The 18,117-nt window shown below is 46.9% G+C and carries 18 protein-coding genes; 16 read left to right on the top strand and 2 right to left on the bottom strand.

Going from position 1 to position 18,117, the window contains the following annotated elements:
- Position 1 precedes the first annotated feature (1 nt).
- On the bottom strand, positions 2 to 1,174 hold the full coding sequence (gene nagA / locus FS736_RS13030) for an N-acetylglucosamine-6-phosphate deacetylase (protein ID WP_144477932.1): 1,173 nt from the start codon (positions 1,172 to 1,174) through the stop codon (positions 2 to 4).
- Between the two features lie 247 nt (positions 1,175 to 1,421).
- On the opposite strand from nagA, the gene hprK reads away from it, so the two are divergent.
- The 13 genes from hprK to hisIE all read left to right on the top strand — a co-directional run bounded on the left by hprK (position 1,422) and on the right by hisIE (position 12,881).
- A complete protein-coding gene (gene hprK / locus FS736_RS13025) occupies positions 1,422 to 2,357 on the top strand; it encodes an HPr(Ser) kinase/phosphatase (protein WP_144477931.1) in 936 nt (311 codons plus the stop codon).
- Between the two features lie 320 nt (positions 2,358 to 2,677).
- Entirely contained in the window at positions 2,678 to 3,490 is an 813-nt protein-coding gene (gene lgt / locus FS736_RS13020) for a prolipoprotein diacylglyceryl transferase (protein ID WP_144477929.1), read from the top strand.
- Between the two features lie 61 nt (positions 3,491 to 3,551).
- Positions 3,552 to 4,496, top strand: a complete 945-nt coding sequence (locus FS736_RS13015; RefSeq protein ID WP_144477927.1) for a nucleoside recognition domain-containing protein — start codon at positions 3,552 to 3,554, stop codon at positions 4,494 to 4,496.
- Positions 4,486 to 5,130, top strand: a complete 645-nt coding sequence (ppaX, locus tag FS736_RS13010; RefSeq protein ID WP_144477925.1) for a pyrophosphatase PpaX — start codon at positions 4,486 to 4,488, stop codon at positions 5,128 to 5,130. The genes FS736_RS13015 and ppaX overlap by 11 nt, the downstream gene beginning before the upstream one ends.
- Position 5,131: 1 nt before the next feature.
- Positions 5,132 to 5,674 carry an acyltransferase gene (locus tag FS736_RS13005; protein WP_144477923.1) on the top strand — a complete coding sequence of 181 codons (543 nt, stop codon included), beginning with the start codon at positions 5,132 to 5,134 and terminating at the stop codon, positions 5,672 to 5,674.
- Positions 5,675 to 6,217: 543 nt separating this feature from the next.
- Positions 6,218 to 7,393: an ATP phosphoribosyltransferase regulatory subunit gene (locus FS736_RS13000; RefSeq protein ID WP_144477921.1), complete on the top strand. Its 1,176-nt coding sequence runs from the start codon at positions 6,218 to 6,220 to the stop codon at positions 7,391 to 7,393.
- Positions 7,390 to 8,013: an ATP phosphoribosyltransferase gene (gene hisG, locus FS736_RS12995; protein ID WP_144477918.1), complete on the top strand. Its 624-nt coding sequence runs from the start codon at positions 7,390 to 7,392 to the stop codon at positions 8,011 to 8,013. The genes FS736_RS13000 and hisG overlap by 4 nt, the downstream gene beginning before the upstream one ends.
- Before the next feature lie 28 nt (positions 8,014 to 8,041).
- Positions 8,042 to 9,307 (top strand): histidinol dehydrogenase, encoded by a 1,266-nt coding sequence (gene hisD / locus FS736_RS12990; protein WP_144477916.1) that lies wholly within the window; start codon positions 8,042 to 8,044, stop codon positions 9,305 to 9,307.
- Positions 9,308 to 9,332: 25 nt separating this feature from the next.
- Positions 9,333 to 9,920, top strand: a complete 588-nt coding sequence (gene hisB, locus FS736_RS12985) for an imidazoleglycerol-phosphate dehydratase HisB (protein WP_144477914.1) — start codon at positions 9,333 to 9,335, stop codon at positions 9,918 to 9,920.
- A 192-nt stretch (positions 9,921 to 10,112) separates the two neighbouring features.
- On the top strand, positions 10,113 to 10,754 hold the full coding sequence (hisH, locus tag FS736_RS12980; protein ID WP_144477912.1) for an imidazole glycerol phosphate synthase subunit HisH: 642 nt from the start codon (positions 10,113 to 10,115) through the stop codon (positions 10,752 to 10,754).
- The gene (gene hisA / locus FS736_RS12975; RefSeq protein WP_144477910.1) at positions 10,751 to 11,482 is read left to right on the top strand and encodes a 1-(5-phosphoribosyl)-5-[(5-phosphoribosylamino)methylideneamino]imidazole-4-carboxamide isomerase; all 732 of its coding nucleotides are present in this window, start codon (positions 10,751 to 10,753) and stop codon (positions 11,480 to 11,482) included. The genes hisH and hisA overlap by 4 nt, the downstream gene beginning before the upstream one ends.
- Positions 11,482 to 12,240: an imidazole glycerol phosphate synthase subunit HisF gene (gene hisF, locus FS736_RS12970; protein ID WP_144477908.1), complete on the top strand. Its 759-nt coding sequence runs from the start codon at positions 11,482 to 11,484 to the stop codon at positions 12,238 to 12,240. Before hisA ends, hisF begins: the two co-directional genes overlap by 1 nt.
- A complete protein-coding gene (gene hisIE / locus FS736_RS12965; RefSeq protein ID WP_144477906.1) occupies positions 12,237 to 12,881 on the top strand; it encodes a bifunctional phosphoribosyl-AMP cyclohydrolase/phosphoribosyl-ATP diphosphatase HisIE in 645 nt (214 codons plus the stop codon). The genes hisF and hisIE overlap by 4 nt, the downstream gene beginning before the upstream one ends.
- Positions 12,882 to 12,906: 25 nt before the next feature.
- Here hisIE and FS736_RS12960 read toward each other — a convergent pair whose 3' ends face one another.
- On the bottom strand, positions 12,907 to 13,878 hold the full coding sequence (locus FS736_RS12960; protein ID WP_144477904.1) for a nuclease-related domain-containing protein: 972 nt from the start codon (positions 13,876 to 13,878) through the stop codon (positions 12,907 to 12,909).
- 478 nt (positions 13,879 to 14,356) lie between these two features.
- Here FS736_RS12960 and FS736_RS12955 point away from each other — a divergent pair, with 478 nt between their 5' ends.
- The 3 genes from FS736_RS12955 (at position 14,357) to FS736_RS12945 (ending at position 18,053) form a co-directional block, all read left to right on the top strand.
- Entirely contained in the window at positions 14,357 to 15,865 is a 1,509-nt protein-coding gene (locus FS736_RS12955) for a tetratricopeptide repeat protein (protein ID WP_144477902.1), read from the top strand.
- 222 nt (positions 15,866 to 16,087) lie between these two features.
- Positions 16,088 to 17,038 carry a thioredoxin-disulfide reductase gene (trxB, locus tag FS736_RS12950; protein ID WP_144477900.1) on the top strand — a complete coding sequence of 317 codons (951 nt, stop codon included), beginning with the start codon at positions 16,088 to 16,090 and terminating at the stop codon, positions 17,036 to 17,038.
- A gap of 556 nt (positions 17,039 to 17,594) precedes the next feature.
- Positions 17,595 to 18,053 carry an NUDIX hydrolase gene (locus tag FS736_RS12945; protein WP_144477898.1) on the top strand — a complete coding sequence of 153 codons (459 nt, stop codon included), beginning with the start codon at positions 17,595 to 17,597 and terminating at the stop codon, positions 18,051 to 18,053.
- The last annotated feature ends 64 nt before the right edge of the window (positions 18,054 to 18,117 follow it).

The raw sequence follows: 18,117 nt of genomic DNA, 5'->3' as shown, positions 1-18,117 counted from the left end.
GTTATAAGCGGGTATAGCTGATGATACCCCGGCAAAAAGTCATGGCAACATCGTTGTTGCTGTCCAGCACAACAAGATCGGCATCCTTCCCGGCAGCAATGCTTCCTTTTCGATTGAAAACTTTAAGCTGCCTGGCAGGATTCTCACTGGATAGCTTTACTGCATCCTCAAGACTGATGCCGGTGAATTTCATCATATTCTTCAGGGAATCCTTCATTTTTAAAATACTGCCAGCAAGAGTTCCATCTTCTAAAAGTGCCTTTCCGTCCGCAACACTCACTGCTTGCCCGCCAAGGTCGTATATGCCGTTCTTAAGGCATTTCGCCCTCATGGAATCGGTAATCAGAATGACACCATCTTTTCCCTTTGACCGTATCGCTAGATCAAGCATTTCTGGAACGACATGGATTCCATCCGCAATCAGCTCGATTTTCAACTCATCCAAAAGCAGCGCAGCTCCTGCGACTCCTGGATCGCGGTGATGTATCCCGCGCATACCATTGAATAAATGGGTCACATGGCTCGCGCCGGATTTTACAGCTTCAGACATCTGGGCGTATGTAGCATCAGAATGGCCAACCGAAGCAATGACACCATTTTTGGCCAAATGTGCTATAAGTTCATTGCCGTTCTCTTTTTCCGGCGCCAGCGTGACAAGCCTGATATTGTTCCCTGATGCTTGCTGCATGTTCTTGAATAGCTCGATATCGGGTTTGTTGATGTATTTCTCTGGCTGGGCCCCTTTACGTACTTCATTGATGAAGGGTCCTTCCAGATGGATCCCGAGCATCTCCGCTTTTCCTGGATAATTATGACTGCCCATATAGTCTTCGGCATTTTTCAAAGCTTTGAAAATGGCGGATTGTTCCTGTGTGATCGTTGTAGCAAGAAAACTGGTCGTTCCTTCCTCTGGCAGGAACGACGCCATGGTGGTCAGGGCTTCAATGGTTGCGTCCATCGTATCGGCTCCGCCGGCTCCATGGATGTGCACATCAATGAACCCGGGAACAATTGTGCTATCTTCCGGCAGTTCCACTACATCTGCATGATGCTCGGGGAGGGAAGAAACAAGTCCGATATCAGCAATTATCCCGTCTTTTATATAAAGATATCCTTTTTGAATCAACGTCTCTTCGGTTAAAATCCTGGCGTTAACCAGCAATAATTCTTTCATCCTATCACCCGAAAATTGTGTCTTATTTCTTTCTATTATACAAATCTCACCTTTGGGTTGTCTATACCACTATACATAATTTGATTATGGCTTCAACTGGTATAGACATATATTGAGAAGTATACAATTTCAAAAACAACAATGGTGTTTTTTGACTCCTTATATTTGGTTCTGTCTGAAAAAGTGCTAAAATATAAAGTATTGTGATCATGTGGAAAAAAATGTCCTAATAAAGGAGGAAGTTTCTTTGCCAAAAGTCCGCACTAAAGACATCATCGAGAAATTCGACATGGAATTGTTAAGTGGAGAGGAAGGCATCAACCGTCCGATTACGACCACTGATATCTCAAGGCCGGGACTCGAGATTGCCGGTTACTTTGAATATTATCCTGCGGAGCGCCTGCAGTTGCTTGGTAAAACAGAATTGACCTTCTTTGAAAAACTGAACCCTCGCGAAAAGACAGAGCGGATGGAAAAGCTTTGTACAGATATTACGCCAGGCATCATTGTTACAAGGGACATGGAAGTTCCGGCTGAACTGATTGAAGCGGCCGAACGAGAATCTGTTCCGGTCATGAGATCGAAGCAAAAGACAACAAGGCTTTCGAGTCATCTGACAAATTACCTGGAGAGCAAGCTTGCACCAACTACTGCCGTACATGGTGTACTGGTCGATCTATATGGGATTGGCGTTCTGATCACAGGCAAAAGCGGTGTCGGTAAAAGTGAAACTGCGCTTGAACTGGTCAAACGCGGACACCGGCTGGTAGCGGATGATTGCGTCGAAATCCGCCAGGAAGATATCGGAACACTCGTCGGTAACTCGCCAGATCTAATTGAACATCTGCTCGAAATCCGCGGCGTGGGCATCATCAATGTCATGACACTGTTCGGGGCAGGAGCGGTACGCTCACATAAACGGATTTCCCTGATTATTGATCTCGAAATCTGGGACCAGAAAAAATCATATGATAGATTGGGCCTTGATGAAGAAAAAATGAGAATCCTCGACACCGATATCACGAAGCTGACGATTCCGGTCCGTCCAGGCCGTAACCTCGCTGTCATCATTGAGGTAGCCGCAATGAACTTCAGGCTGAAGCGCATGGGGATGAACGCAGCAGAGCAATTCACCAACAGGCTTTCTGACGTCATCGAAGACGGCGACCATGATGAACGGTAAATTGACACAACCATGAATTTCAGATAGGTATTTCTATAGTAGAACGCAAGAAAATAATGCATTGTAAAGCGATAAAGTTTACAAAAAGAGCCTTAATCAAACGTTTGATTAAACACGGCTAAAGTGCTGGTATAAATGGTTTTTTCATTTTTTAATATATAAAAATTCACTTCGAGAATTGTCCAGCTCCAGCGCCTAGCCCCTCGAGTCGCTTCGGTCCGCCCAATGAAGTCAAAGAACGACTTCAATGGTCGGCCCTCCAGCGCTTGTCGGGGCTGGACATGGCGCTTGCGCTTTTCTTGTGAAAAAGGGGAAATGATATGGAAAAGAATATTCAGCCGATCGACCCGATTGCCTTTTCGCTTGGCCCGATCCAGGTGCACTGGTACGGCGTCATCATCGGGCTTGGAATTGCGCTCGCTTTATGGATTGCCATGCGCGAAGGCGAACGGCGCGGATTGCCAAAAGATATATTTGCAGACTTGATGCTCTGGGCGATTCCAATCGCCATCATCTCAGCAAGGATTTATTATGTTATCTTCCAGTGGGATTATTACGTACAGTATCCGGGCGAGATTTTTAAAATCTGGAATGGCGGGATTGCGATTCATGGCGCGTTGATCGGAGCTGTAGCCACTACTTATTTCTTTACGAAGTCAAGGAATGTTTCATTCTGGAAGCTTGCGGATATCGCCGCTCCGAGTATCATCCTTGGCCAGGCAATCGGCCGCTGGGGCAATTTCATGAACCAGGAGGCACATGGCGGAGAAGTCACCCGGGCATTTTTGGAGAACCTGCATCTTCCTGAATTCATCATCAACCAGATGTATATCAATGGCACATACTATCACCCAACGTTCCTGTATGAATCTATCTGGAATCTGCTTGGTTTTATCCTGCTTATGTCGTTGCGCAGGGTCAACCTGGGCCGCGGGGAACTTTTCCTCAGTTATGTCATCTGGTATTCAATCGGACGCTTCTTTGTCGAAGGCATGCGCACAGACAGCCTGATGCTGACAGACACGCTAAGGATTGCCCAGACTATCTCAATCGCACTGATTGCTTTTGCGATTGGTTTATGGATTTACAGGAGAGCCAAGGGTTATTCAAAAGTAAGATATTTAGATAACTAGAAAAATTACGGACCAACTCAATACATTAAATATAGGCTGAAAAAGTGGGAGAGATGCTTCAATGGGTTCTTCATTGAAAAGAGGGTTGATGGTTGGCTTGAATACAACATGGGCACTGGGGAAAGTGATTTTTCCGGTGACCCTGATTGTTTCAATCCTTAAATATACTCCTGTCCTGCCGTGGCTCATCGACTTGATCACACCGCTGATGTCGTTGTTCGGCTTGTCGGGAGATGCGGCGATACCGCTTGTCATAGGGAACTTCCTCAATCTGTATGCGGCAATCGGAGCAATACTGACTCTTGATTTGACGGTAAAAGAAGTGTTCATCATCGCCGTGATGCTGAGCTTTTCGCACAATATGCTTGTCGAATCAAGTGTGGCCGTCAAGGTCGGCGTCAAGCTTTGGATCATTGTCCTTGTCCGGCTGGGGCTAGCGTTCTTATCGGCGATCATCATCAACCTTGTCTGGAATGGCGGTTCCGAAATCGCAAAATATGGCATGGTTCCTGCCAAAGGGGAAGAGGTTTCTGGCTGGGGATCAATTCTTCTTGAAAGTGTCACCAAAGCCGGTATCGGCATTTTCCAGCTGGCGCTCATCGTCATCCCGCTGATGGTCATCGTTCAGATCATGAAGGATAAGCAATGGCTTGCCGTTTTTTCAAAATGGATGGCGCCGGCGACAAAAGCGCTGGGCATGAAGGAAAACACCTCGACGACCATGGCAGCCGGCCTGCTGATCGGCCTCGCATACGGTGCGGGTGTGATGATCCAGGCAGTCCAAGAGGATGGAGTCAGCAAAAAGGATGTCACACTAGCGTTCATTTTTCTTGTGGCCTGCCACGCAGTCGTTGAAGATACACTAATTTTTGTTCCGCTTGGAATCCCGGTGCTGCCGTTGTTATTGATTCGCCTTGGAGTGGCGATATTATTGACGACAGCAGTAGCGTTCATCTGGAACCGGGCTGACCTTGCCAAAAGAAAGGAAGCAGTATATGAGCAATAAAATAGATACGGTATTGTTCGATCTCGACGGGACTTTGATTGATACGAATGAATTGATTATTTCGTCTTTCCTCCATACAATGGAAACTTATTTTCCGGGCCAGTACAAACGGGAGGATGTCCTTCCGTTTTTAGGGCCATCGCTCAAGGATACATTCGAGCCGATGGATCCTGAAGGCTACGAGGAAATGATCAAAACCTACCGCACCTACAATCTGGCAAACCATGACCTGCTGGTAAAAGGTTTCGAAGGTGTGTACGAAACTGTAAGGACTCTGAAAGAGAATGGTTTCCACCTTGGAATCGTCACGACAAAGCTTTCTGATGTCGTCCAGATGGGCCTGAAGCTGACGGGGCTTGATGAATTTTTCGACGTCGTCGTCGCACTGGATCATGTCGAAAAAGCAAAGCCAGATCCAGAGCCGCTTTTAAAAGCATTGGACATGCTTGGTTCTTCCCCGGACCGAGCAATCATGGTCGGCGATAACCACCATGACATCCTTGGCGGCAAAAATGCCGGCACAAAGACAGCTGCCGTTGCCTGGTCTATCAAGGGCAGAGAACATCTGGAGCAATACAATCCGGATTATATGCTGGAAAAAATGGCTGATATCCTGCCGATTCTCGGGGTGTAGGATGAGACGTACGACACGTTATCGTGTAGAAGGCGCCAATTCACTCTGGCATGTTTATAAAACCGTCCCGTTCTGGAAGGTCGTCAAGAATTTTGTCGTCATCCAGGTCGCACGCTACACGCCATTCCTCGGGATGAAAAACTGGCTGTACCGTACATTTTTGCGGATGAAAATCGGTGAACAGACTTCTTTTGCGCTGATGGTCATGCTGGATGTCATGTTCCCGGAAAAAATTTCGGTCGGACGCAATACCGTCATCGGCTATAACACCACCATCCTTGCTCACGAATATTTGATTAAGGAATATCGTCTTGGCGATGTCGAAATCGGCAGTGAAGTCATGATTGGCGCCAATTCAACGATCATGCCCGGCATCAAGATCGGCGACGGCGCCATCGTCTCCGCTGGGACACTCGTCCACAAAGACGTACCCGAGGGCGCATTCGTCGGCGGCAACCCGATGCGAGTCATCTATACAAAAGAAGAACTAGCTGAGCGCTGGGCGGATGATGAAATTTATGGAACAAAAAGCGAACGGAAATGATTCCGCTTCGCTTTTTTTGTTTCTGAAAGGGACTTGGTCGATATAATTGAAAATCCGCCGAAATATTGCAAAATGTGGTCGATAAAATCAAAAATCCGCTGATATATCGTGAAAAGTGGTCGATATATTTCGATTTTCGCCAAAAAAGTATAATTCTTCATCTCTATACCCCCATGTGAGCTGCAATTTCATCAGTAATGAATACCTTTTTTACATCCTCTTATAAAAAAGCCCCCTTTTTAGAAACCATTATGAAAAATTATAAACATGAAGAGCTAATGGTTGACGGATAATAGAATGAACGGTACACTACATATAACTTCATCTTGTTACCATATTAGCGAACTAAAGGATTCCGATAATTAAATTAAAAGTGAACCAAGTGACTAAAGCAAAGAAAAACAAATGGTTAAATATAAAGTAAACCAAGTGACTGAAGCAAGGTTAACTAAATGATCAAATTAAAAGTTAGCCGCACAGGCAACGAACTAATGAGTTCCAATAAATAAACCAACCACATCGGCAACGAAGAGGGTGACCATATTGAGTAGATTATTCATGTTTGAAAAACCGCTTGGCATGCGGGATACACTGCCGGAGCTGCATGAAGCGAAGGAAAGGGTCCGCAGCTCAATAGAAATGGAGATGAAACGCTGGGGTTTTCAGTTCATCGAAACACCGGCCCTCGAATATTACGAAACGGTCGGAACGGCATCGGCAATATTGGATCAGCAATTGTTCAAGCTGCTGGACCAGCAGGGGCACACACTGGTGCTGCGCCCTGATATGACTGCGCCGATCGCCAGGGTTGCGGCGTCCAAGCTTTACAAAGACCAGATACCATTAAGACTGGCTTATTCGGCGAACGTCTACCGTGCCCAGCAGCGTGAAGGGGGCCGGCCGGCAGAGTTTGAACAAATCGGGGTCGAGTGTATCGGCGATGACTCTGTCAGTGCTGATGGCGAGATGATCTCGTTGGCGATTTCCTCGCTGAAAAAAGCAGGATTGGAACAATTCCAGCTGTCAGTTGGGCATGTCGGCTTCGTCAACGAATTGTTCGTGCAGATCCTTGGCAACGAAGAACGCGCCAGGGAATTGACGAAATTTTTATATGAGAAGAATTATGTTGGCTACCGGGAGCATGTCAAATCATTGCCGTTGTCATCGATCGATTCGCAGAGGCTGCTTGCCTTCCTCGAATTGCGCGGCGGCCCTGAGGTGATCGGCAAAGCGCTCGAACTGGTCGAGAATGGAAAAGGCAGGGCGGCGCTTGACGAACTGAAGCTGCTCTGGGATGTCATCGAGGACTTTGGAGAAAGCAGCCGAATCAAGTTCGATCTAACAATTGTCAGCCATATGAGCTACTATACAGGAATCCTATTCGAGGTTTATGCCGGAATGGTCGGTTTTCCGATCGGCAATGGCGGGCGCTACGACAAATTACTCGAGAAATTCGGCAAAACAACTGGAGCGACAGGATTTGCCATCAGGCTCGACCGTCTGCTTGAAAGCCTCGGCGATCTTGGGGAATCAGAACCTGTCACCTGCATCCTTTTCAGTCCGGAACGAAGAAAGGAAGCCTACCAGTTGGCCGCGCAAAGAAGGGCGGATGGTGAACAAATCGTCCTGCAGGACATTAGCGCAGTCCGTAATCTGGATGCGTGTTCGAATGTTTTTGCCAATGTCGTTTTCCTTGTAGGGAAGGAGGGAACGCAATGAATGAACAGCTGACGATTGCGATGCCGAAGGGCAGGATTTTTACCGAAGCAGTCGAACTTCTGCGCAACGCGGGATTCGATCTTCCTCCTGAATTCGATGATTCGCGCAAGCTGATTATCGATGTTGAAGAAGAGAATTTCCGCTTCATCCTCGCCAAGCCAATGGATGTGGCTACATATGTGGAGCATGGTGTCGCCGATCTCGGGATTGCCGGGAAGGACGTCCTGCTTGAAGAAGAACGCGATGTGTACGAGCTGCTCGATTTGAAAATAAGCGGCTGCTACCTCGCTGTCGCAGGCCTGCCTGATACAAAAATGAATGATGTCGCACCGAAAATCGCGACGAAGTATCCAAACATCGCTGCCGCTTATTTTCGTGAACAGGGCGAGCAGGTCGAGATCATCAAATTGAACGGATCGATTGAGCTTGCGCCGCTGATTGGCCTTGCCGACCGGATTGTCGATATCGTTTCAACCGGCCGGACCCTGAAAGAGAACGGCCTTGTCGAATACGAAACAATCACAGGCGTAACCTCGAGGCTGATCGTGAACCCGGTCAGCTACCGGATCAAGGACGAGCGCATCAGTGAACTGATCAAAAGACTGAATGAAGTAATTTAATCGTTGAATCTGAAAGGATTTGATTTTGGTGGAAATTTTACAGATAGACGGCAATTTGTCACTGAAACGGACCGTAGATGGCGGAACAGAGGAACAGCGGAAGGCCGTGCAGGCAATCATCGCGGAAGTCAGGGCTTCGGGCGACCAGGCTCTCAAGGCTTTTACTGAAAAATTCGACTCAGTGACGCTGGATGAATTCCGCGTAACACAAGAAGAAATTTCTGAAGCCTATAAAATAGTCAGCAGTGAGTTAGTGGACATCATCACCGAAGCGGCAGCGAATATCCGCACATACCACGAGAAGCAGCTGCGTCCATCATGGATGACGACAGAGGAAAATGGCACGATGCTCGGCCAGAAGGTGACACCGCTCGATTCAGTCGGTGTATATGTCCCGGGAGGAACCGCCGCATACCCGTCATCTGTATTGATGAATGTCATTCCCGCCAAAACGGCAGGTGTGGAGCGAATCGTGATGGTGACGCCGCCAGGACATGATGGAAAGCTTCCGGCAGGTGTGCTGGTTGCGGCCGACATCGCCGGGGTAAAAGAGATCTATAAAGTCGGCGGAGCACAAGCGATTGCAGCTCTGGCATATGGAACGGAAACAATCAAGCCGGTCGATAAAATCACCGGCCCTGGCAATATTTATGTCGCTCTCGCCAAGCGCGAGGTGTTCGGCGATGTCGCAATCGACATGATCGCAGGCCCAAGCGAAATCGGAATCCTCGCCGATGAGACAGCGCGCGCCAATGAGATTGCGGCCGACCTGCTTTCCCAGGCGGAGCATGATCCGCGTGCGTGTGCAGTCCTGGTGACAACATCACGGACTCTGGCAGAGGATGTGCTGGACGAGGTGTATAAACAGCTGTCGCACTTACCGCGAAAGGAAATCGCCACAGCGGCGATTGAGGACTTTGGAGCGATCTATGTTGCCGCTGATTTGGAAGAAGCCATCGCAGCAATCAATCAGCTGGCCCCGGAGCATCTCGAAGTCATCACGGAAAATCCAGTCGAATTGCTCGGTAAAATAAAGCATGCAGGAGCGATTTTTCTAGGCAGATACAGTTCGGAGCCTGTTGGCGATTATTTTGCCGGACCAAACCACGTCCTGCCAACGAATGGAACAGCGCGCTTTTCGAGTCCACTCAGCGTCGAGGATTTCCAGAAAAAATCAAGCGTGATTTTATACAGTGAGCAAGCAATGAACACCAATGGTGAGAAGATAGCTGAATTTGCAAGGCTTGAGGGGCTTGAAGCCCATGCCCGTGCAGTAGAATCTCGACTGAAATAAGAATTTTTAATCCGGAGGTAAGGTAATGGAACGGACTGCAACAGTGAACAGATATACAAATGAAACGAAAATAGATTTAACGTTTGGCATCGATGGGGAAGGGAAATCCTCTCTCGAAACCGGCGTACCTTTCCTATCCCACATGCTCGATCTATTCGCGAAGCACGGGCAATTTGATTTGTCTGTGGACGCCAAGGGTGATGTAGAAGTTGATGGCCACCACACAACCGAAGATATCGGCATCTGCATCGGCCAGGCTCTCCGTGAAGCACTTGGCGATAAAAAGGGAATCAAACGCTACGGAAACGCATTTGTCCCAATGGATGAGGCACTTGCCCAGGTAGTAATCGATTTAAGCAACCGCCCGCACCTTGAAATGCGCGCAGAATTCCCGTCGCAGCAAGTCGGTACATTCGATGTCGAGCTGGTCCATGAATTCCTTTGGAAACTGGCGCTGGAAGCGAAGATGAACCTGCATGTCATCGTCCATTACGGTAAAAATACTCACCACATGATCGAGGCGGTATTTAAAGCTCTTGGCCGTGCGCTAGATGAAGCAACGACCATCGACCCGCGCGTAAAAGGCGTTCCATCAACGAAGGGGATGCTGTAAAGATCTCATAAATTGAAAGGGAGCTGAACAGAGGTCTTCAAATAGAAGGAAAAGATCTCATAAATTGAAAGTTAACTGAACAGAGGTCTTCAAATAGAAGGAAAAGATCTCATAAATTGAAAGTTAACTGAACAGAGGTCTTCAAATAGAAGGAAGCTGTAAACAGTTCTTCAAACGGAAGGAAGTTAAACCATGATTGGCATCGTCGATTACGGCATGGGCAATCTGTTCAGCGTCAGCAAAGCGCTTGAACGGCTGAATGCGCCCTATTTTATCTCACAATATAAAGATGGATTAATGGAAGCAGATGCATTGCTCGTTCCGGGTGTTGGCTCATTCCGTGACGCGATGGACGTGTTGAATCGGACTGGACTTGCTGAAATGATCCGTGATTTCGCAGCGACCGGCAAGCCTGTGCTCGGCATTTGCCTTGGCATGCAGCTGCTTTTTGAAGAAAGCACAGAGAATGGCAAGACGAAAGGGCTCAGCCTCCTTCCCGGAAAAGTCGTGCGTTTCAGCGGCCGAACATCAGATGGCGAGGCCTATAAGGTTCCGCATATGGGATGGAACAAGCTCCGTTTTACCGGTGATTCGCCATTGCTCGCTTCACTTGAGGAGGATTACGTGTACTTCGTCCATTCCTATTATGTTAAAACCGATGACCAGGACGTGCTGACTGCGGTCGGTGATTATTATGATATTGAAGTGCCGGCCATCGTTGGCAGGGGAAATATATACGGCATGCAATTCCATCCGGAGAAAAGCAGTGACATGGGAATGGGGCTGCTCCGCAATTTTACGGAATTGGCGGCAGAAAGGAAGTCTGAGCAATGAAATTCACGATCTACCCGGCAATCGACATGCGCGGCGGAAAATGTGTAAGACTGCTGCAGGGCGATTATGATAAAGAAACTATCTATGGGGATTCCCCTTTTGAAATGGCAAAAAAATTCGCCGCTGAAGGAGCGGAGTGGATTCACATGGTCGACCTTGACGGTGCAAGAGATGGCAAGCGTGTCAATGACCAGTTTGTCATCCAGGCCGCCCAGAAGCTTGGCGTGAACGTCCAGATCGGCGGTGGGATCCGCAGCGAAAACGATATCAACCACTATCTAGAGAATGGCGTCACCCGTGTCATCATCGGCAGCATTGCTGTTTCAAATCCCGAGTTTGCAGAGGAAATGGTCCGGAAGTATGGTACGAAAATCGCAATCGGCCTTGATGCTAAAAATGGATTCGTGGCAACACACGGATGGCTTAACACTTCTGAAGTAAGTGCAGTCGAGCTTGGCAAAAGATTCGCTGATGCCGGAGCAGAGACTTTTATTTTTACCGATATTGCAACCGACGGAACGCTTGCCGGCCCGAATGTCGAGGCAACCCGTCAGCTGGCAATGGAAACAGGCAAAAGTGTCATCGCGTCCGGCGGTGTCAGCACGCTTGACGATTTGGCGGCCCTCCGCCAGCTTGGCGAAGATGGCATCAGCGGCGCAATTGTCGGCAAAGCCATCTATGAAGGCCGTTTCTCGGTAAAAGCTGCGCTGGAAATGGGGAATGCCTGATGCTGAGCAAGCGAATCATTCCCTGTTTAGATGTTAAAGAAGGCCGTGTCGTAAAAGGAATCCAATTCGTCCAGCTTCGTGATGCCGGCGATCCGGTTGAGCTTGCAAGATTCTATGATGAGCAGGGCGCAGACGAGCTTGTATTCCTTGATATTTCCGCGTCTGTCGAAGGCAGGAAGACGATGGTCGAGGTTGTCAGGGAAGTAGCCTCCGAACTGGCGATTCCTTTTACAGTAGGAGGGGGAATAAATACCCTTGAGGACATGAAGAGAATGCTCCGCTCTGGTGCCGATAAAGTGTCACTGAATACGGCAGCTGTGAACAATCCGAAACTGATTTCGGAAGGCTCTGATTTCTTCGGAGCCCAGTGCATCGTCGTTGCAATCGACGCGAAATATGACCCGGAGCTCGGTACATGGCGAGTGTATACCCATGGCGGACGCACGCCGACAGAATGGAAAGTTATCGACTGGGCGAAGGAAGCCGTTCGCCTTGGTGCAGGTGAAATCCTGCTGACGAGCATGGACAGCGATGGCGAAAAGAATGGTTTTGACCTCGCATTGACGAGAGCGGTCAGTGAAGCGGTAACCGTTCCGGTGATTGCCTCAGGCGGTGCAGGAAATGCGGACCATTTTGTCGATGCATTTGTTGAAGGGAAAGCAGATGCTGCACTCGCTGCTTCGATTTTCCACTACCGTGAAACATCTGTAAAAGAAGTGAAATTCCATCTGCGCGAAAAAGGAGTGACTGTACGATGAAGATAGAAGACTTGAAGTTCGGTGACAATGGATTGATTCCCGCAGTTGTTCAGGATGCTTCCACCCGCGAAGTGCTGACTGTTGCATATATGAATGAAGAATCGCTAGGCAAGTCGCTCGAAACACGCGAGACCTGGTTCTACAGCCGTTCACGCCAGGAGCTCTGGCATAAAGGCGCAACAAGCGGGAATACCCAGAAAATCGTCGAAATCAAATACGATTGCGACGGTGATGCATTGGTCGTTCTCGTTGAACCAGCCGGTCCGGCGTGCCATACAGGTGCTGTCAGCTGTTTCTCGGAGAACCTCCTCGATAAGACTGTCACAGAAAACACAGCTTTAACTGATTTCGCCGTCATGCTTGAACTGGAAAAAACAATCCGCGAACGTGAACAAGACATGCCAGAAGGCGCCTACACCACTTATCTTTTCGAAAAAGGCGTCGACAAGATTTTAAAGAAAGTCGGAGAAGAAGCCGCTGAAGTCATCATCGCCGCCAAAAACCGCGACCCCGAAGAACTGAAGTGGGAAGCCGCCGACCTGCTCTACCACCTGATGGTCCTGCTGCAGGAACAAAAGCTTCCACTGAAAGAAGTACTCGGTGTATTGAATAAAAGGAAGAAGCCCAGCGCAGGAGAGTGATGCGCTGGTTTTTTGCTGTGAACAATTAATCAAAGAAGCTTTTTCGTGGAGAGTATGTCCGGCCTTTGGTCGTGCCAAGAAAGTTCAAATCCATATTCGTTAAAAGTCGCTTTGCCGTTGAAGATGATTTTACATTCGTGAAGTCGCGGAATTGCTTACTATTAATTGAAGGGCCGTATATGAGGAAGTAATCCCTCAATGCCTGAATATGCGCATCCCCAGTTTTATGTCCGCAATTTTTACAAGTCCACTTCCCTTGATGGTAATCCATGCCGAATGTCTCGCAGGCAGGGCATTGCACCCCCTTAACCATTTTCTCAAATGGAAGATTCATTGTTTTGGGGTCGGGAACCAATGGTTCATGCGCCTTCACTAATTGTCTGGCGATTTTCTTCATGTCATTTTTAGTGAGGAGAGACTGGGTATGCTTTTGGTAGAAAGGAGGAAGCTTGAAGGCAACATTCGATGACCTGAAGACTCTGTAACTGACTTCCTTGTCATTGGTGGGATTTTTAATGATGGCTTGCGTATTGCTAATCGCTACAAGAAATTCAATTGGCGGAGGCGTAAAGTGATGCTTATTAAGAAAAGCCTTTAACTGATATGCCTGGTTTTTTGTCTGGAGTATCGGATCAGGAAAAACTTCTTCTATATCGTTTTGGATTCTGATCAGCTGATTGAATTCTGGAAGGAAAATGAGTGTTCCTGCATAATTCTTGGAATCAATGATGAGGAGAAAATAAGGAGTGATTATGAGGGTATCGATTTGGAAGTGGGTACTGTTAATCGGGATTCTTAAATCGTTTAAAATCACCATTTCAGTATGGTCAATTTGCTCTAAGAAGTAATCCAGCACCTTTTCGCCTTTGTAACCTGCCCTTTTTCGGTAGAGCTTCCTCTCGAATTCTGTTTTTCTGAAGTCATCTGAAGGAAAACGCCTTACTATGGCTTCTAAAATCATGATTTCTCTAGGATATTCTCTTGTTTTGCCAATCAAAGTCTATCACTCCTTAAAATTTTTACTTCTATATTCGATATCATCCTCGAAAACACCTTCTTTATTAAGAGGGATATAAACTTATTGGCGAAAAATAAATTTATTCGACCACTTTTTTGATTAATTTGGCGGATTTTTAATTTATTCGAACACATTTCACGATAATTCGACCACTTTTCTCATTAATTCGACCAACTCCTGAAAAACGGCTCGCTATTGGAATCGCATTCTAAAATAGTCTCCACACCAAATGGAGTCGAATTCACAATAATCCGCGCAAATCCAGAAATCAATCTCCCCACCCACAATTTCACTCCCACACCTTCTCGAACCATCTGTCCTTATGTTATACTACATTAGTTAAAGTTGCTTCGATAAAACACTGTATGTGTATTCTTATACAAACCACTAGGCACAATGGATTTAATTTTACTAAAAGGGTTCAACGGATATAGCTTTACTAAAATAGGAGGATCACATGGGAAAAGACTCTAAAGCAACGAAGCAAAAAGGCCAATTGCTGTCTTTCGTTCCTACTGGTGAGTATTATTTCGCCAAAGGGGTCAAGGCTTTCCACAAGCGGGATCTGAAGAAGGCTGAGAAGTATTTCGAGCGTGCGATGCATCTTGAGCCGGGCGAGCCGATGATTGTTTGCCAGCTGGCGATCGTGCAGTCGGAATTGGGTGATTATCAGCAATCTAACCGTCTTTTGCACTTGGTCCTCGAAGAACTGGATGAAAACATGGCGGAGTGCCATTACTTCCTGGCGAATAATTACGCTCATATGGGTTTATTCCGCGATGCGTTCAGGCATGCGAATTTATACCTGGAAGTGAATGAAGACGGCGAGTTCGTAGAGGATGCGAATGACCTTCTGGAGCTTCTGACTATGGAAGCGGAAGAAATGGATGAGGATTATTATGAAGAGGATGACCTGATCGTCAAGCAGGAGGAAGCGCGCAATCACCTCGAGTCAGGTGAGTTTCCGCGGGCGATCGAGATTTTCCAGGAGGTCATCGAGGAGTATCCGGAGTATTGGTCGGCATACAATAACCTGGCGCTGGCGTATTTTTACCTTGGGGAAACGGTCAAGGCCCGTGACATTCTGAATGATGTGCTCGAGCAGAATCCCGGGAACATGCACGCGCTCTGCAATGCGCTTGTATTTGCGCATTACCAGGGCGAGGAGAAGGAAGGCCAGGATCTTAAGGATTCACTGGAAAAAATCCATCCGATTCATGTTGAGCACCAGTTCAAGCTTGGTGCCACGTTCGAGCTGGTCGGAGAATATGAACTTGCTTACCGCTGGCTGAAAAAGCTGCAAAAGTCAGGTTTTGAAGGCGACGGTGCTTTCTATTACTGGCTGGCGCATGCGTCTTATTTTACCGGCAGGGAAAATACGGCACGGACAGCGTGGAAAAAGGTTCTCGAGTACAATCCGGAAAAGGACGGAATGGAGCCCTGGGCAGAAAAGCAAGGCGTGAAGTTCGAAGCTCAGGTTTCGGCGATACTGAACCAGTTGAACAGTGATTATCCGGAGGAACGCCTTTTTGCGCTATTCCTCACATCTGTATCAGCGAAGAAGAAAGAAATTCTCGCAGCGGATACATCAACGGATAAAATGACGGAGATGGAAAAATCATATTTTGCCTATGTAACCTCCGGCAAACTGAGCAGCAGGGAAGAAGAAGTCAAGGGCGCGCATGAAACGGCGAAGCTATTGTACGATCACCACCAGCCGATCGGCAAAAATGAAGCCGGCGTCTACATCATGTGGTTTTCGGTATTCGAGCAGGCGGCAAAGGCCGGCTACGATTTTAAAAACAAGAAAGCATGGGCAGCAGCTGTCGATTATCTCTGGGATAAGCTGAGAAATATCAGCACGACGAAAGCGGCAGTCGCGAAGAAATACGGATTATCCGTATCCACGCTGTCCAAATACATCAATTTGGCTAGTGAGTTTCTTCATGAAGAAGACAGCATATAAAGGATAAACTGAGTCTGCAACCCGCAGGCAAAGTTTATCCTTTTTTTCTTTTTAAAGTATACAATCAAGGGTATTAGAAACTATATATGTCAATTCCGTGAACTTAAGCATATTTTTGGACTATGCAGCACTTGTTTTATAGGATATGTTTATGCAGGAAATACTATTTCCGAATGGATTACGGAAATTAGCGGACTATGATATTCAAAGGAGTTGTACACCATGTCAGAAGAGAAAATTTACGACGTCATCATCATTGGTGCCGGACCGGCAGGGATGACCGCTGCTGTTTATACTTCACGCGCGAACTTGTCGACACTGATGCTTGAGCGCGGCGTTCCAGGCGGACAGATGGCGAATACAGAAGAGGTTGAAAACTATCCAGGCTTTGATCACATTCTTGGGCCAGAGCTTTCAACTAAAATGTTTGACCATGCGAAAAAATTCGGTGCAGAATATGCTTACGGTGATGTAAAAGAAGTCATCGACGGCAAAGAATATAAAACCATCAAGGCAGGCAGCAAGGAATACAAAGCTCGCTCTATTATCATCTCTGCAGGTGCGGAGTACAAGAAGATTGGCGTTCCTGGCGAGCAGGAGCTTGGCGGGCGCGGTGTTTCCTACTGTGCAGTTTGTGACGGCGCATTCTTCAAAAACAGGGAACTTGTCGTTGTCGGTGGCGGAGACTCCGCAGTTGAAGAGGGTGTTTACCTAACTCGCTTCGCTTCAAAAGTGACGATCGTTCACCGCCGTGATGAGCTTCGTGCGCAAAAAATCCTTCAAGACCGCGCATTTGCCAATGACAAAATTGATTTCATCTGGAATCATACAGTCAAGCAAATCAATGACAAAGATGGCAAAGTCGGCAGCGTGACGCTTGTATCCACACTGGATGGTGCTGAACAGGAGTTCCCGGCTGATGGCGTATTCATCTACATCGGAATGGTTCCTTTGACTAAGCCATTCGAAAGCCTTGGCATCACGAACAGCAACGGCTACATCGAAACGAATGAACAAATGGAAACAAAGGTTCCCGGCATTTTTGCAGCTGGTGACATCCGTGAAAAAACGCTGCGCCAAATCGTGACCGCGACAGGCGACGGAAGTATCGCTGCTCAAAACGCCCAGCATTATGTTGAGGAATTGATCGAGGAATTGAAAGCGAACGCTTAATATACAAATGTCCGGCCCGCCGCAATGATTTGGCGGGCTTTTAATTTAATTAGAACTGGAAAAAACATCACACCGCGGCATAAATTAACAAAAAGTAATTATTTATTAATTCTTCTGTAACAGTAGTGAAACAATCATGGGGTATTATAGGAGTAGAAATTGACCCCCTTTTAAAAATATAATCCTTTGACGGCACAGGTTATCCTGTGCTCTTTTTTTATACATAAAAATGAAACAGGCATTTGCAAGCGAATATAACACTTTTTATATTGGGAAATTTTCGCGGGTCATTGTCTTTACACTTCATAAAAATTATCCCGCTTTATAAAAAGAACTTTTCTTGTCAAAAATATCATCTTTCTATTCATTGTGGGTAAAAACTAAAAATAGTATAATGGAAAGAATAAAATGTCGGGCAAATGACGAATGACTGTTTCATAGAAAATTTTGCTAAAAGGCTTATATGTCCGGAATCCATTAAAATGAGAAACAAGCAGACATACCGCCCTTTTGCGGCGGGACTTTTCTTGCGCATATAGATGAAGAGGTGGATTTGATGCAGCGCGTCACGAATTGTGTTTTAGTGAAAGAGGATAAAATTTTGCTTTTGCAGAAGCCGCGCCGCAATTGGTGGGTGGCTCCTGGCGGAAAGATGGAACCGGGTGAGACTGTCAAGGATTCCTGTGTCAGGGAATTCCGTGAAGAAACAGGGATTTACCTGCGTAATCCGCAAATCAAAGGGATCTTCACATTCGTCATCAAGGAAGATGACCAGGTAGTTTCTGAGTGGATGATGTTCACTTTTTATGCCACTGAGGCAGACGGGATCAATCTTGATGTTTCAGACGAAGGCACCATCTCCTGGCACGAGCTTGATGATATTAAGGATTTGCCAATGGCAGCAGGAGATTATCATATTCTTGAATATATGATTCATGGACAAGGAATCATTTATGGCAACTTTACTTATACACCGGATTTTGAGCTGATCAGCTACAGGCTCGATCCGAATTGATACGATAAAAAATGGCTGTTTTCGTATTGGCGGCTGCCTTTCAACGAAAAGGCCTTAATAACTA

The sequence above is a fragment of the Cytobacillus oceanisediminis 2691 genome (genome assembly GCF_007678455.1).
In the GTDB taxonomy this organism is placed as follows: domain Bacteria; phylum Bacillota; class Bacilli; order Bacillales; family Cytobacillaceae; genus Mesobacillus; species Mesobacillus oceanisediminis_A.
This window is presented reverse-complemented; position numbering and strand designations above follow the sequence as displayed.